General features: G+C 65.3%; 13 protein-coding genes. 7 read left to right on the top strand and 6 right to left on the bottom strand.

Annotated features, from left to right (window positions below; translation table 11 throughout):
* The first annotated feature begins 60 nt into the window (after nucleotides 1-60).
* Together ABD301_RS22945 and ABD301_RS22950 are read left to right on the top strand one after the other, a co-directional pair.
* The gene (locus ABD301_RS22945) at nucleotides 61-1,335 is read left to right on the top strand and encodes an HNH endonuclease signature motif containing protein (protein WP_344312479.1); all 1,275 of its coding nucleotides are present in this window, start codon (nucleotides 61-63) and stop codon (nucleotides 1,333-1,335) included.
* 191 nt (nucleotides 1,336-1,526) lie between these two features.
* Complete coding sequence (locus tag ABD301_RS22950) at nucleotides 1,527-2,279, top strand: alpha/beta fold hydrolase (RefSeq protein ID WP_344312482.1); 753 nt, start codon at nucleotides 1,527-1,529, stop codon at nucleotides 2,277-2,279.
* A gap of 51 nt (nucleotides 2,280-2,330) precedes the next feature.
* Here the strand turns inward: ABD301_RS22950 and ABD301_RS22955 are convergent, their stop codons facing one another.
* Nucleotides 2,331-3,086, bottom strand: a complete 756-nt coding sequence (locus ABD301_RS22955; protein WP_344312484.1) for a GH25 family lysozyme — start codon at nucleotides 3,084-3,086, stop codon at nucleotides 2,331-2,333.
* 200 nt (nucleotides 3,087-3,286) lie between these two features.
* Between ABD301_RS22955 and ABD301_RS22960 the strand changes: the two genes are divergently transcribed.
* Nucleotides 3,287-4,231 carry an MBL fold metallo-hydrolase gene (locus tag ABD301_RS22960; RefSeq protein WP_344312485.1) on the top strand — a complete coding sequence of 315 codons (945 nt, stop codon included), beginning with the start codon at nucleotides 3,287-3,289 and terminating at the stop codon, nucleotides 4,229-4,231.
* On the opposite strand, the gene ABD301_RS22965 is transcribed toward ABD301_RS22960, so the two are convergent.
* Nucleotides 4,228-5,475 (bottom strand): DUF6986 family protein, encoded by a 1,248-nt coding sequence (locus tag ABD301_RS22965; RefSeq protein WP_344312486.1) that lies wholly within the window; start codon nucleotides 5,473-5,475, stop codon nucleotides 4,228-4,230. The two genes, ABD301_RS22960 and ABD301_RS22965, sit on opposite strands and share 4 nt — an antisense overlap.
* Nucleotides 5,476-5,626: 151 nt before the next feature.
* Here ABD301_RS22965 and ABD301_RS22970 point away from each other — a divergent pair, with 151 nt between their 5' ends.
* Both ABD301_RS22970 and ABD301_RS22975 read left to right on the top strand, forming a co-directional pair.
* A complete protein-coding gene (locus ABD301_RS22970; RefSeq protein WP_344312487.1) occupies nucleotides 5,627-7,111 on the top strand; it encodes a family 20 glycosylhydrolase in 1,485 nt (494 codons plus the stop codon).
* Between the two features lie 10 nt (nucleotides 7,112-7,121).
* Complete coding sequence (locus tag ABD301_RS22975; protein WP_344312488.1) at nucleotides 7,122-7,988, top strand: SGNH/GDSL hydrolase family protein; 867 nt, start codon at nucleotides 7,122-7,124, stop codon at nucleotides 7,986-7,988.
* A 52-nt stretch (nucleotides 7,989-8,040) separates the two neighbouring features.
* On the opposite strand, the gene ABD301_RS22980 is transcribed toward ABD301_RS22975, so the two are convergent.
* Together ABD301_RS22980 and ABD301_RS22985 are read right to left on the bottom strand one after the other, a co-directional pair.
* Complete coding sequence (locus ABD301_RS22980; RefSeq protein ID WP_344312490.1) at nucleotides 8,041-9,195, bottom strand: hypothetical protein; 1,155 nt, start codon at nucleotides 9,193-9,195, stop codon at nucleotides 8,041-8,043.
* Nucleotides 9,196-9,252: 57 nt separating this feature from the next.
* Entirely contained in the window at nucleotides 9,253-10,266 is a 1,014-nt protein-coding gene (locus ABD301_RS22985) for a helix-turn-helix domain-containing protein (RefSeq protein WP_344312493.1), read from the bottom strand.
* Between the two features lie 290 nt (nucleotides 10,267-10,556).
* Between ABD301_RS22985 and ABD301_RS22990 the strand changes: the two genes are divergently transcribed.
* Complete coding sequence (locus ABD301_RS22990) at nucleotides 10,557-10,817, top strand: hypothetical protein (RefSeq protein WP_344312495.1); 261 nt, start codon at nucleotides 10,557-10,559, stop codon at nucleotides 10,815-10,817.
* A 35-nt stretch (nucleotides 10,818-10,852) separates the two neighbouring features.
* On the top strand, nucleotides 10,853-11,380 hold the full coding sequence (locus ABD301_RS22995; protein WP_344312496.1) for a GNAT family N-acetyltransferase: 528 nt from the start codon (nucleotides 10,853-10,855) through the stop codon (nucleotides 11,378-11,380).
* A gap of 22 nt (nucleotides 11,381-11,402) precedes the next feature.
* On the opposite strand, the gene ABD301_RS23000 is transcribed toward ABD301_RS22995, so the two are convergent.
* Together ABD301_RS23000 and ABD301_RS23005 are read right to left on the bottom strand one after the other, a co-directional pair.
* The gene (locus ABD301_RS23000) at nucleotides 11,403-12,458 is read right to left on the bottom strand and encodes a tartrate dehydrogenase (protein WP_344312498.1); all 1,056 of its coding nucleotides are present in this window, start codon (nucleotides 12,456-12,458) and stop codon (nucleotides 11,403-11,405) included.
* Nucleotides 12,455-13,954 carry an NAD-dependent succinate-semialdehyde dehydrogenase gene (locus ABD301_RS23005; RefSeq protein WP_425551969.1) on the bottom strand — a complete coding sequence of 500 codons (1,500 nt, stop codon included), beginning with the start codon at nucleotides 13,952-13,954 and terminating at the stop codon, nucleotides 12,455-12,457. Before ABD301_RS23005 ends, ABD301_RS23000 begins: the two co-directional genes overlap by 4 nt.
* Nucleotides 13,955-14,054: the final 100 nt, after the last annotated feature.

The raw sequence follows: 14,054 nt of genomic DNA on the forward strand, positions 1-14,054 counted from the left end.
CCCTTCCGACCAACCAACAGGCCAGTCGATCTTGGTACACCTCCGGCTTACACACTTGGCATGACACGCCCCTGGCAGGCGCTCTCGGACGGGATCATCACGAACCCGAAAGCCCGCATTTTTGTTGAATCCCTCACCAACCTGAGCCCCGAACTGGCGGCGAAGGTGGTCGAGAAGACGTTGCCGGACGCCGGTGACTGCACTCCCGGCCAGCTCCGCAAGAAGATCCAGCGAGCGGTTATCACGGTGGACCCGCAGGCCGCGGAAGAACGTCACGAGCAGGCCAAGCAAGAACGGCGCGTGCAAGGGGCGCCGGCGGATGACTCGATGGCCTGGATGCGGGCGTACCTGACGGCCGACGAACTCGCGTCGATCATGTCCACCCTCAACGCGTACGCACATTCCTGCCCACCAGATGATCCGCGGTCGATGGACACCCGCCGCGCCGACGCGCTGCTCGACCTGATCACCGGCGGCAGCCTCGGCGACATCCCCACACCACCAGAGGACTCCAACACCGACCCCCAGGATTCACCAGACCACACGAGCGGCGAACTGAACGGTGACAACGCCAGTGAGATCGTCGATGGCGAGCCGGGCTCGGACACCGACAGCGCTGAACGTGGCCAGCGCGCCGCGATCGACATCGGTGCTGGTGCGGATGGCTGCGGGTACGCGCCTTCCACAGCCAAAGCACCGACATCGGGTTGTTCATGTCAGAGGCATGGCCGCAAACCCGGAGTCGACCTGCGAGTAGTCGTGAAAGCCGGCACCCTGCTCGGCCTGGACAACCAGCCCGCTTTCCTGGCCGGATACGGCGCCATCCCGGCCAGCATGGCCCGCCGACTCGCCAAGGACTCCACCTGGCGACGGCTCCTCACCGACCCCAGCTCCAACAAACTCACCGACGCCGGCCGCGCCCGCTACCGACCATCCACAGCACTACAGGAATACATCGAAGCCCGAGACGTCACCTGCCGCTGGCCCGGCTGCCGAAGGGCCGCCCAACGTTGCGACAAAGACCACTCCATCCCCTTCCCAGACGGATCCACCTGCGAAACCAACCTCGTTTGCCTTTGCCGTTACCACCACCGACTCAAAACCCACTCCGGATGGAAAGTCAGACTCGACCCAGACGGCACCTACACCGTCATGACCCCCACCGGACGCATCTACCTCACCGAACCACCACAACCAGGCCACGACACCGGTCCGCCCACCAGAAACCGGCCCCGCGGATCGATCTACCTGAACGACAAAGACGATCCCGACACCAGACCATTCAAAAAATCAAACCCACCACCACCACCGCCACCGGCCGAACCACCGTTCTAGGACCGCGCCACGGTCAAGGAGCGCGTTGGAAGAGGGCCATCCAGGGAAGGGGCTCACCGAAACTGGTCGACTCGGCTGGTTTCGGGCGGTCCGCACAAAATCGTCCGACCAGTGGCTCGCCGGCCCAGCGATGAGTTTCCGGCGCTACAGGCGTCTAAGCGGGTGTAGTCCGTTCAAGTTGAGGAGTTCGAGTGGAAAAAGTTCAGTCGGCCGACGGCATCACCATCGCGTACGAGAAGTCCGGCACCGGTCCAGCCGTCGTCCTGGTCACCGGCGCGTTCTGTGACCGGGGCTCGAGCGCGACCCTCGCCGCGAAGCTGCGCGGCTACACCGTCTATCGCTATGACCGACGTGGCCGCGGCGACAGCGGGGACGCCGCCGCGTACGCGACCGAACGCGAGATCGACGATCTGGCCGCCGTTGTGGCTGCCACCGGCGCTGTGCCGTACGTCTACGGGCACTCGTCGGGGGCCATTCTGGCCCTGGAAGCGGCCGCCGGTGGGGTGCCGATCGCCAAAGTCGCCGCGTACGAGCCGCCCTACACCGGCGAGTCGCCCGCGGAGGTCGCCGAGCAGTTGGCGCAGTGGTCCGCCGCCGGGGAGCGGGACCGGGCGGCCGAGGGGTTCATGCGGCTGACGGGCATGCCGCAGCAGGTCATCGACGGGGTGAAGCAGAGCCCGGGATGGGCTGCCATGACGGCGATCGCGCACACCCTGGCATATGACCTGCGGATCTGCGGCGACGGTCGACCGTCAGCCCGGCTGGCCTCGGTTTCGGTCCCGACACTGGCGATGGCGGGCGGTACGAGCGCGCCATGGGCCGTACCAGCCGCCGAATCGGTCGCCGCCGTCGTACAAGGTGCGGTCGTACGCGTCGTCGAAGGACAAAACCACAACCTCGCCGACGCGGCCATCGCTCCAGTCCTGACCGAGTTCTTTTCCTAGTTCGTACGAAAAGACGGCGCCCGGGAAAGTCCGGGCGCCGGCGCGTTTCGCTCAGCCGTTGATGATCCGTCCCAGGCCCGCGTCACTGCCATTGAATACGTCGAGGTCGGTGTTGCCGGGCGTGCCGGCATTGCGGCCGGTCGAGGTCCACTGCCAGAACGTGTAGATGCTGAAGCCGGCCGGCATGGTCGGGGTCGCTGGACCGTAGCTGGCCACCCACAACTGGTTGGTCGCGGCGAAGGCGTTGCTGCCGCCGGTGCACGGGTTCCACCAGCCGGAACCGGTGTAAAGGACCACGTCACGGCCCGTACGAGCCTTGTAGGTGTTGGCGAAGTCGCGGATCCACGCGACCATCCCGGCCTGTGAAAGCCCGTAGCAGGTGGCGTGCCCGCTGTGCGCCTCCAGGTCGACCGCGCCCGGCATCGTACGACCGTCGGCGGACCAGCCGCCGCCGTGCGCGAGGAAGTAATTGGCCTGCGTCGCGCCGCTGGACGCGTCCGGCACGGCGAAGTGGTAGGACCCACGCGGGATGCCGGCGTTGTAGGAACCGTTGTAGTTGGCGGCAAACGTCGGGTCGGTGTAGTTGATGTTCTCGGTCGCCTTGACGTAGACGTACCGCTGCCCGCTGGACGCCACCGCGGCCCAGTTCACCGGTGAGTTGAAATGCGAAACATCCAGGCCAGGCAGGCCGCCGGGGCCCGCGAGCGCCGGCTGGGCGGTGAAGACGAGGGCGAGCCCGGCGGCGAGGCCAACCGCACCGGCGGTCGCCTTCCGGACGAAGCGCCCGAGCTTGGTGGAAACTATCATTTGAGCTCCCTCTGATAGTTGGTGCTATCCAACTACTCCGGGAAAACGATTACGTCTATACGTTGATCCGAAAAATAGCCAAAACAGCGGGAAAAGCTCGACCCGTCTCGCCGCGAGCCACCCCAGTGACCGTCCGTAGTCGCTCGAAAATCACTAGACCGGTCTGGCTATTTACTAGACCGGTCTCTATAGTTCTCCCCATGAGAACAGATGGCATTCGATTGTTGGCCGAGTGCGGTACGGCCATGGTGGCCACTGCTGGGCGACTCGCGGTGCCGCGCCGCGCGGACCTGCGGTTCCTCGCCCACCTGGGCGACGCCGGTCGACCGAAAGTGCGCGCGACCGTACGCCTGACCGCGCTCCCTCAGTCCTCCCGCTACGTGCCGGCCGCGATCATCGCCGAAGGAGCCCGCCGGCCGTCGCGGGTCGCGCTCGGCATGACGACCTATCTCGTCGAGCACCCGCAGGCCCGCTTTCTCGTCGATCCGGCGATGTGCGAAGGCGTCCACGAGCGGGTGCTGCCCGGAATTCCGCAGCCGATCCGGTATTTCGTCAAGCCGGAACGCCCGATCACCAACCTGCCGGAGGCGCTGCGCGAGGTGGGTCTGGGTCCGTCCGATGTGGACTTCTGCCTGCCGACCCATTTGCACTGGGACCACGTTTCCGGCCTGCTGGAGCTGCCCATGGCCGTACCAGTGCGAACTTTGGCCGCGGAGCGCGATTTCGCACTCGCCGCCGACGGCCCACCGCACGGCGTCGTTCTCGCGCCGCTGCACGACCGGCACTTTGAGACGTACGAGCTGGACGGCCCGCCGGTGCTGACTTTCCAGCGCAGCCACGACCTTTTCGGCGACGGCTCGGTCGTGCTGGTCGACCTGGCCGGTCACACGCCCGGCAGTGTCGGCGTCCTGCTGGCGCTCGACGACGGCCGGGACATCCTGCTGGCCGGTGACGCGATCTGGCATGGCCTGCAGACCACCCTGATCCGCGAAAAGGCGCCCTTTCCCGGGAATTTCGTGGACCGCGACCGGAATGCGGCCTTCTACGCCATCCACCGACTGCACGCCCTGCCGTCAACCATCACCGTCGTGGCCAGCCACGATCGGGAGGCCGCCGCGGCCTTTCTGCCGCAACCGGTGGTTTAGCGTACGAGCGCCGCCAGCGCCAGCCGATCGATCGCCACCGCTTCGAGAACCTCTTTTTCCTCCAGAGCCCCGCAATCCAGGCCTCGTACGAGCACGTTCGCGAGCGCCCGCGCGGTCGCCGGCTCATCCATCACCGCCGTGCCGCTGGCACTGTCCAAATAGGACCGGAGGCGGCCCGCGGCGGCTGGGAATGCGGACCTGAAAAACCCGTAGGTCGCCAGATAGCGGGTCGGCAGCTGATGCGGATGCATGTCCCAGCCCTGGTAGAAGCCGCGCTGCAGCGATCTCCGGACCAACCGGGCATGCAGCTGCCAGCCCGCGTGAACCTGGTCGGCGGCTCCGACCGGCAGAATGTTCGTCGACCCGTCCGAGAGGCGTACGCCGGTGCCGGCCGCCGCCAGCAACATCACGTTCTTCGCGTGGTCGGCCACCGGATGGTCCATACTTTGGTACGCCGCCGCAATTCCGGCCGCCGCACTGTAGTCGTACGTGCCGTAGTGCAGACCCGTACACCGGCCGTCCGCCGCATGCACCATCGCACTCACGGTCGCCCGACCATCCGCGCCCTGCACCGCCTGGGTTGTTTCCACCTGCAGTTCGAACCGCAGGAAACCTTCAGCCAGGCCAAAATCGACCTCCAGTCGGCGCACTGCCCACACCATCGCGCGAACCTGCGCGACCGAAGTGACTTTTGGCAACGTGACGACAAAACTGTTGGGCAACATCGCGCCGGCGAACTGGACGAGACTACGAGCCGAGCGGAGCCGGGTGCCGGACTCGAAGCTTTTGATCCGTACGCCGAAAAACGGCGGCGCCTCGCCGGCCAACAGATCCGCCCGCAACGCGTCGGTCGCGGCCCGTACGGCGTCGTCTTCGGCGGCGTCCTGGTCGCCGGGCGTCGGCACATAGCCATCCTCGACATCCACCCGCAGGTCCTCGATCGGCTCGACGGTGAGTTTGTGGCGTACTCGCGCCAGCAACGCGTCGACCAGGTCGATCTCGACGCCGGCGAGAGCGGCCACCGTGGCCCGGTCAGGCTGGAACTCGTCCAGCGCGGCAAGCGCCTGCCGTCCCCAGTCCGCCGCGATCCCGGCTGCCACCCGGTCGGCCGGCACGTAGACCGTGTGCACTGGCTGCCGGCCGCCGCCGTCGCCCGGATAGCCGGCCAGTCGCGCCGCGTCGTCTTCCGCCAATTGCTGGTCCAGCCCGGCCGCCAGCCCTGCCGCCACCTCGTCGACATCCATAAGTCCGTACGTTAGATGGCCGTGCTTCATGGACTCGTAACGACGGTCGATCGATCCAGATGCAAGACTACTCTTGCGTTTGTGCTGGCAAATACTGCACACTGATGCCCCTATACGGGCAGAACCACGCAGATTCGCCTCAGGAGCGCGCATGATCAAGGTCGGGCTGGTGCTGGCTCTCGCAGCGGCCTTCCTGGTGACCCCGGAACCGGCGGCGGCCGCCGAGCCGCCGAAGACCATCCCGGCGGTCCAACGTTGGACCGCCGGCACCGGTAGCTACACCTTCGGCGACCGGACCCGAGTCGTGACTTCCGATCCAACGCTGGCCTCGACCGCGCACGTACTGGCGAACGATCTCCGGTCATTGACCGGTGTTTGGGTACCCGTCGTCGGCGGTCAACCCGCGGCTGGTGATATCGAGCTGCGGCGCGGCACGACGACCGACGAGCGCTATCTGCTCACCATCGGGACAACACTTTCCGTGCAGGGCAGCGATGCTGGCGTTTTCAACGGCACACGGACAATCCTGCAACTGCTGCACCAGGGTCGTACGGTCCAGGCCGGCATTGTCGACGACTGGCCGGCCTATCCCGAGCGCGGCCTGATGGTGGACGCGGGGCGGAAATACTTCTCGCTGCCCTGGTTGCGGGACCGCATCCGGGACATGGCGTATCTCAAGCTCAACTATCTTCATCTGCACCTGTCGGACAGTTTCGGGTTCCGGCTGGAAAGCCGGACACATCCAGAGATCGTCTCACCGGATCACTACACCAAACAGCAAATCCGCGACCTGATCACCTTCGCGGCTCAGTATCATGTACAAGTCGTGCCCGAGCTCGACTTTCCCGGGCACCTGAACGCGATTTTGACCGCTCATCCAGAACTGCGGCTGGTGAGCAGGGCCGGCGTTGTTTCGGACAGTTTCATCGACCTGTCCCAACCAGCCGCGTACACGCTGATGCACGACCTGATCACCGAATACCTACCGCTGTTTCCCAGCCGCTACTGGCATATCGGAGCCGACGAATATGTCACGAACTACTCCGACTATCCGCAGCTTGAGCAGTACGCGAAAGCGCGTTACGGGCCGAACGCGACCGGCAAAGATGCCTACTATGGCTACGTAAACTGGGCGGACGCGATCGTACGGGCCGCCGGCAAGACGACCCGGATGTGGAACGACGGCCTCAGACCCGGCGGTGCCACGCTCACCGTCAATGCCGACATCGTGGTGGAACACTGGTCCGCCGGCGCCCTGCCGTGGCTGGGCCCGGCCTCCACACCACAGCAACTCGTCGACGCCGGCCACGCGGTCATGAACAACGCCTACACACCGCTCTACTACACCCTCGGCGTCAGCGGGTTGCTCACCGCGCCGGTGGCCGCGATGTATGACCTGTGGGAACCGAACACCTTCGTGGACGGCACCCATCTCGCCGATCCAAGCCATAATCTCGGCGCGAAGCTCGATGTTTGGTGCGACGACCCCAACGCACAGACCGAAAACGAGATCGCTGCCGGCATTTTCCCGCGGTTGCGAGTGCTCGCCCAACAAACCTGGGGATCCCCCAAACCCGCGGCGCTCTACCTCCGGTACGCGGGCATCATCTCATCCGTCGGTGCGGCACCTCAGTAAGGAGAGCGCGATGCGCACGAAAGCACCCGTGGTCTGGCTTGCCCTGGCAACTTCGGCCGTACTGGCCGCGACATTCGCTCCCCCAGTTTCTGCCGCCAGCCCAGCGAAATTCCACCGCTACGTCGCACTGGGCGATTCGTACGCGGCCATCACCGACCTGACCCGGCTGCATGGCACCCCCGGCTGTTTCCGTTCGACCGACAACTATCCGTCGCTGGTGGCGGCCGATCTGGGCGTCACGTCCTTCACGGATGCGAGCTGCAGCAGCGCGACCACCGCGCACATGACTACCGCACAATCCACCGGGTTCGGCACCAACCCACCGCAGTTCGACAGCCTCACCGCGGACACCGACCTGGTGACCGTCACGATCGGCGCCAACGACCTCGACCTGATGACCCTGCTGGGCACCTGCGCCGCTCTCAGTGTCACCGACCCAGTCGGAAATCCTTGCCAGCGCTACTACACTTCCGGTGGCGTCGATCAAATCGCCGCCCGGATCGACCAGGTCAAGCCGAAAGTCGCCGCTGTCCTGGACGGAATTCACCAGCGGGCGCCGAAAGCCCGGATCATCGTGGTCGGCTATCTGCCACTGCTGCCACCGACCAGGGGATGCTGGCCCGCCGTGCCAATGTCCGTTGGTGACGTGCCTTATGCCCACCAGATCCAGACAAGTTTCAACGCGGCTCTTGTCGCCGAGGCCGCCGCTCACCAGGCCGTCGCTGTCGACCCGAGCGGAATCACCGGCCACGACTCCTGCCAGCCGCCCGGCACCCGCTGGGTGGAGCCCGTCATTCCCGCCTCACCCACGACGCCCTTCCACCCCAACACGACCGGCACCCCACACCTCGCGAACCTCATCGCCGCGACCGCCTGACCTGCCACACGGCGTACGTCAATCACGGGGAAAAGCGCCAAAGCAGTGGCGTTCATTCGAGACAGTCGGTGCGCAGGGTCCCGATCCGGGACCTCGACTCGAACCGCCCCTGCCGTTTCGCCGGCACCATGCCCAGCCTGCGAAGCGCCTCGGGCGCACCGACGACCGGCATGCTCCCGAGGTAGTCCCGCCACCGCTTGCGGTCGCGTTGCCACAGATCCAGATAGCTCGTACAGTGCTGGGGACTAATCCGGGCCAGCTGTCCGAGAGCGGCCTCCAGCGCCAACCGCAGCTGGTTCTTTTCCGCCAGGGGCCAGGCAAGGCCGGGCGTACGAGCCTGGATGTCCGCGATCATCAGGCTTCGGTCCTTGAGGAACTGCTGCCAATAGGAATCATCCGCGTCCCGAAGAGAACCACCGTTGTCCAGCAATGCATAAACACCTTCGGCCAGACAATCCCCGAATTCCTCGGAAGCGGCACGGTCCGGATTCTCGTACGGGTTGAATGCCTCCTGCGTCACCGCACCGGCCACCGTGACCGGATTAAGCCCGTCGTCACTATCCAGCAGAAAGAACCAGTCTTCGTTGTAGACAGTGGGGAAAAACGAGGTGTTCGGCCCGGCGACGACGGCGAGTGCGCCGCCACCGATGAAACTGTCCTGCCTTTTTCCCACTGCTCGCAAGGCGTGGCACACCACCGAATTGTCCGGGAAGCCGTCGTTTTTCAGCCCCACCGCGGCGAGCTCATCGAGGAGCCGGACCGCCTCCAGCACGTTTTCGGCCCGCTGTATGACCATGTCGTCGTCCAGGAAGACCACCCGGCGCCAGCCGGCCATCACCGCGACAGCGAGACCGACGTTACGCTTCAGGCTGGTGTCCGTACGGCGGCTCAAAGAACTTGGCAGAAACCCGGAAGTCTCAAAGCGCGGCATCCTCGGCGCACCAATATCGACCGCGAAGCAGTCCTTGACGCCGCTGGCACGCTCCGCGGCCCAGTCGGCCCGCGCGTCCTTGCTGCACAGGACGAGAAGCGAACAGTCGAGCGTACGAGCCAAAGCGATCGCATTGTCCAAATGCTGCGGCGTACGCGCGGTCGGCACCACGATGGCGTCCAGCGAAGCGCGGTGATCAAGGCCGCCAGGCAGCGAAACAAGCAGCTGAGCGTGGCTGTAGTGATGACCTATCCGCTCACCTGACGGCATCGTCACAGACGCAGCTCGCGGCGACATCGTTTCCCAGCGTGCCGACGAAAGGCAATGAGACCCTCACTCGACCTCCGGCCATTCGTGGAGCACGGTCCCCTCCGCGGTCCAGTCAGGCGTCACCGCGGTCGAATCAAAGATACCAACCCGAAAGAGCAGACTGTAGGTGTCGTGCTTCGCGAATCGCGCAGCGACGTATTCACCGTTGCGGTTACGAAAGCGTGGATCGGTCAGCGCCCGAACAGCTCCATAGGTGCCGTGACCGTACATTCCGTTACAAATGGTGACAGTGCGCTTGCGGTTCAACGGGCTCTCGCCGCGTACAAACAACGCCACGTCCTCCAGCAGGGTTTTGCCCTCGGCGTCAAGCATCGCCGAGATCCGGCGGGTGCCGTTGCGGTCGGGCACCTCGAAGGCGGCCCCGCCCGGTGCGTCGTAGGACAACTGCTGGACCGGCAACCGGAGCCGCGCGAGCATCTCCCTGGTGACCACGTTCCAGTCGACCCCGCCCAGCAGCACCAAATGGCTGGTGTAGTCGTTCACGACAAGCTCATGAGCGAGCTTGAACTGAACCTCGTTGGCAGGGTTGGTCGCCCGGATGTGCCCGAACAGCTCGATCAGCGAGTCGAGATCCGCGTAGTTGTACAGCCGCACGTAGTCCGGATCGGACTCGTCCACGTACGGCATCCGCTCCCGCAGGTTTTCCGGCAGCCGAGCACACACAATGGTGATCACTTGATCAGTGGGAAACTGCCAGAAATCGGGCATGGTGCCGGCGGCGAGTGTCAGCAGCTCCTGTGCCAGTTCCTGCCGCCGGGTCTCCTCCTCGGCGGTCAGATCGGCGCGGCGGAGCGGCCGCCAGCGACGATCGTCGGCGGACCGGCGACTGGCGAAGATCTCCGCGTACGACTCCAGCCGGTCGGCCGGCGGAAGAACCGGATCGCCGACCTTCTCCCATGAGGAGATCAGCGGCGCGCTGATACCCATCGCCCCCGCGAGCTGCTTCTGGGTGATCCCGAACTCCGCACGCAGCTGCTTCAGCCGCTGCGGCAAGGTGACGCCTGAGTCGGCGGTCATGTTCTGCTCCGGAAGTGACGGCGTACGGCGGAAAACGATCTCACATGAGTGCGCTGGCCCGCTTGCTTCAGCTGAGAGCTGAAGTTTACAGTCAGTTCACACTACTTCACTGAAGTTAGCTGAAGTCAGTGAGGAGGGCAAGAATCTGATGATTAAAACCGAGATGGCGAGGTCGCCGCCGTCACTGAGACCGCCAGATCCGCACGCCTGGCAAAGGAAAGGCACCCCCGGACTGCGACCAGAGGTGCCTTCTGACCCACAAGCCTGCTCATCCCAAGCGAGGTCTTGTCATGTTGATGTTAACCCTCCGGGCGTCCTGGGTAAACCAGGTCGCCGTCGCCTCGACCACTGGGCTTCCCGTCTCCCCCACCGCAGCCGTCACGCTCGTACTCATCGTCGTCGCGCTGATGCTTGTCTGGACGATGAGGCAACTTCAGCCGGCAGTCGCGGTCGTCGCCCAACTGTTCCGCGCATTCATATTGACAGCGATGGTGGCAGCCGTGATCATCGGCGCGTTGGTGCTCATGCTGGCAACAGCTGTGGTGCACTGAGAACAGCCGAACCATGCGCCCAAGGATGTGCGTAGATGCAAAGCGAGACCGTGCCAGCCCTCGACGGTTTGACCATCCGAGCGGCGGGAATGGGCGATCTGCCCGTCCTCGCCGCTCGTGATATCGATCGGCTCGGTCAGCTCTACGACCGGCTGGAACGGCACGAGGCCGACCGTGGTGAGCTGCTGATCGCACTCATTGCTGGGCGCCCGGTGGGGCATATTTACCTCTGGCGCGAAGACGCGGAGGAACCTGAGCTGCGGGAGCATCTCCCAGCCGTCCCGCTGATCATGAATCTGTGGGTGTCCGACGACCACCGCCGTCAAGGCATAGGCAAAGAGCTGGTCGCGAGAGCCGAGGCAGACCTCTCCGGCGCCGGGCACCGCGAGGTCGCGCTCGGCGTACATCCGGACAACACGGACGCCATCAAGCTGTATTTGAGCCTCGGCTACGAGCAGTGGGGGTACGGACAAATCGCCACCTGCAAGGAACCAGCCCGCGCCGGCAAGGAACGCTTCGCCAACGATATCTGCGAAATCTACGTCAAACGCCTTAATGGCTGAGCGCGCCGCGAAACACCAAAACTTACTTCAACGCTTCGCTGATGGCGTTGCCTACTGACGTTGTTGTCGCGTTGCCGCCGAGGTCTGGCGTGCGTACGCCCGAGGCCAGCACCGCGTCGACGGCCGCTGAGACCGCTTCCGCGGCCGCGGTTTCACCCAGGTGGTCGAGCATCATCGCGCCGGTCAGGATCTGCGCGACCGGGTTGGCGATGCCCTTGCCGGCGATGTCCGGCGCGGAGCCGTGCACCGGTTCGAACATCGAGGGGAAATCCCGCTCCGGGTTGAGATTCGCGGCTGGCGCGGTGCCGAGACCTCCGACGATCGCCGCCGAGATGTCCGACAGGATGTCGCCGAAGAGGTTGGACCCGACGATCACGTCCAGTGTGTCCGGCCGGAGCACCATCCGGGCGGCCAGCGCGTCCACATGGGACTGTTCGGAGCGTACGTCCGGATATTCCGCGGCTATGGAAGCGAAAACCTCATCCCAGAACGGCATCGAGTGGATGATGCCGTTGGACTTGGTGGCCGAACACAGCTGTCCCCCGCGCGTACGAGCCAACTCGAACGCATAGCGGATCACCCGCGAGACCCCGACTCGGGTGAAAACCGCCTGCTGGACGGCGAACTCGTCCGGCTGCCCGCTGTTGTGCCGGCCGCCGATCTGCGAATACTCGCCCTCGGAGTTCTCCCGTACGATCACGATTTCCAGCTCGTCGGCGCTGCGTCCGGCGAGCGGGCTGACCACCCCGGGCAGCAGCCGGACCGGCCGCAGGTTCACATACTGCCGGAAGGCCCGCCGGATCGGGATCAGCAGCCCCCACAGCGAAACATGGTCCGGCACACCCGGAAAGCCGATCGCGCCAAGGAAAACAGCGTCGTGGTCGCGGAGTTGGTCGAGTCCGTCTGCCGGCATCATCGCGCCGGTCTTCAGGAAACGCTCACAGCTCCAGTCGAAATCGGTCCACGCGAAGTCAAAACCGTGCAGCGAGCCGGCTCGGTCCAGGACCTCCCGCGCCTGCGCTACCACGTCCACGCCGATGCCGTCACCAGGAATGCTGGCTATCCGGTACGTCGTCATGACAGGCCAACCGCGACGTACTTGACTTCCAGGAACTCCTCGATGCCGATCCGGCCACCCTCCCGGCCGACGCCCGACTGCTTGACGCCACCAAAAGGTGCCGCCGGGTTGGAAACCAGGCCGGTGTTGAGGCCGATCATCCCAGCCTCCAACCTTTCGGACACTCGCAGGGCCCGGTTGATGTTGGTGGTGAACACATAACTCACCAAACCGAACTCGGTGTCGTTGGCGGCCGCGATCACCTCGTCCTCGGTGTCGAAGACGGAGATCGGCGCCACCGGGCCGAAAATCTCCTCGCGGCCCATCCGCGCATCGCGCGGCACGTCAGTCAGCACCGTCGGCGGGTAGAAGTGGCCCGGACCGTCCACTGTGGACCCGCCGGTCAGCACCTTGGCGCCGGCCGCGGTCGCGTCCGCGACCAGTTCGACGACCTTGGCGATCGCGTCGTTGTCAATCAACGGACCGATCTTCACACCCTCTTCGGTACCTCGGCCCACTTTCAGCTCAGCCATTCGCGATGTCAGCCGGCGACCGAACTCCTGCGCCACCCCGCGCTGCACGTAAAAGCGATTCGCGGCCGTACAAGCCTCGCCCATGTTGCGGGTCTTCGCCATCATCGCGCCTTCGACCGCCACGTCCAGATCCGCGTCGTCGAAGACCAGGAACGGTGCGTTGCCGCCAAGCTCCATGGACGTACGCAACACCTTGTCCGCGGCCTGTGCCAACAAAATCTTGCCGACCGCGGTGGAGCCGGTGAACGAGATCTTGCGAATCCGGCCGTCCTTGATCAGCGGCTCCATCACCGGGCCGGGGTCGCTGGTGGTGAGGACGTTGAGAACGCCGGCGGGCAGGCCGGCCTCGGCGAGGATGTCCGTGAGGGCCAGCATCGACAGCGGGGTCTGCTCCGCCGGCTTGATGACGACCGTGCAGCCGGCCGCGATCGCCGGACCGAGTTTGCGAGTGCCCATCGCCATCGGGAAATTCCACGGTGTGATCAGCAAACACGGCCCGACCGGCTGGCGCATGACCAGGAAACGGCCCTGACCGTTGGGCGCGGTCGCGTAGCCGCCGTCGATGCGTACCGCTTCCTCGGCGAACCAGCGGAAGAACTCCGCCGCGTACGTGATCTCGCCCTTCGCCTCGGCGACCGGCTTGCCCATCTCCAACGTCATCAGCAGTGCCAGATCGTCAGCGCGGTCGAGAAGCAGCTGGTACGCCCGACGCAGGATCTCGCCGCGCTCGCGTGGTGCGTACGCGGCCCAGTCCTTCTGCGCGGCAACGGCCGCGTCCAGCGCGGCGAGCCCGTCCTCGACGCCCGCGTCGGCCACCTCGCAGAGCACCTCGCCGGTCGACGGGTCCTCCACCGGCAGGCTGCGACCGGTCGACGACGCACGCCACTTCCCGTCGATGAAGAGCTCCTTATGGACCGCCTGGATCACGGTCTTTTCCGCTGACTGCACGCCACGCTCCTCTACCTCGGCGAAAACTAGCTCCATCCTGCCCACCAAGGCAGCGCCCCGTACAGGACCATGGGAGTGACCCGCCTGTGACATTGTGCGGCTCCGCCGGCCATGCTATGCATATTGTTGACAATCC

This window comes from Fodinicola feengrottensis, assembly GCF_039530045.1.
GTDB lineage: Bacteria > Actinomycetota > Actinomycetes > Mycobacteriales > HKI-0501 > Fodinicola > Fodinicola feengrottensis.

Excerpts from the sequence above, each read along its gene's own strand:
- ABD301_RS22975 (WP_344312488.1), top strand. The coding sequence starts at position 7,122 with ATGCGCACGAAAGCACCCGTGGTCTGGCTTGCCCTGGCAACTTCGGCC.
- ABD301_RS22955 (WP_344312484.1), bottom strand. The coding sequence starts at position 3,086 with ATGATAGTTTCCACCAAGCTCGGGCGCTTCGTCCGGAAGGCGACCGCC.
- ABD301_RS22990 (WP_344312495.1), top strand. The coding sequence starts at position 10,557 with ATGTTGATGTTAACCCTCCGGGCGTCCTGGGTAAACCAGGTCGCCGTC.
- ABD301_RS22965 (WP_344312486.1), bottom strand. The coding sequence starts at position 5,475 with ATGGATGTCGACGAGGTGGCGGCAGGGCTGGCGGCCGGGCTGGACCAG.
- ABD301_RS22995 (WP_344312496.1), top strand. The coding sequence starts at position 10,853 with ATGCAAAGCGAGACCGTGCCAGCCCTCGACGGTTTGACCATCCGAGCG.
- ABD301_RS22960 (WP_344312485.1), top strand. The coding sequence starts at position 3,287 with ATGAGAACAGATGGCATTCGATTGTTGGCCGAGTGCGGTACGGCCATG.
- ABD301_RS22945 (WP_344312479.1), top strand. The coding sequence starts at position 61 with ATGACACGCCCCTGGCAGGCGCTCTCGGACGGGATCATCACGAACCCG.
- ABD301_RS23000 (WP_344312498.1), bottom strand. The coding sequence starts at position 12,458 with ATGACGACGTACCGGATAGCCAGCATTCCTGGTGACGGCATCGGCGTG.
- ABD301_RS22970 (WP_344312487.1), top strand. The coding sequence starts at position 5,627 with ATGATCAAGGTCGGGCTGGTGCTGGCTCTCGCAGCGGCCTTCCTGGTG.
- ABD301_RS23005 (WP_425551969.1), bottom strand. The coding sequence starts at position 13,954 with ATGGAGCTAGTTTTCGCCGAGGTAGAGGAGCGTGGCGTGCAGTCAGCG.
- ABD301_RS22985 (WP_344312493.1), bottom strand. The coding sequence starts at position 10,266 with ATGACCGCCGACTCAGGCGTCACCTTGCCGCAGCGGCTGAAGCAGCTG.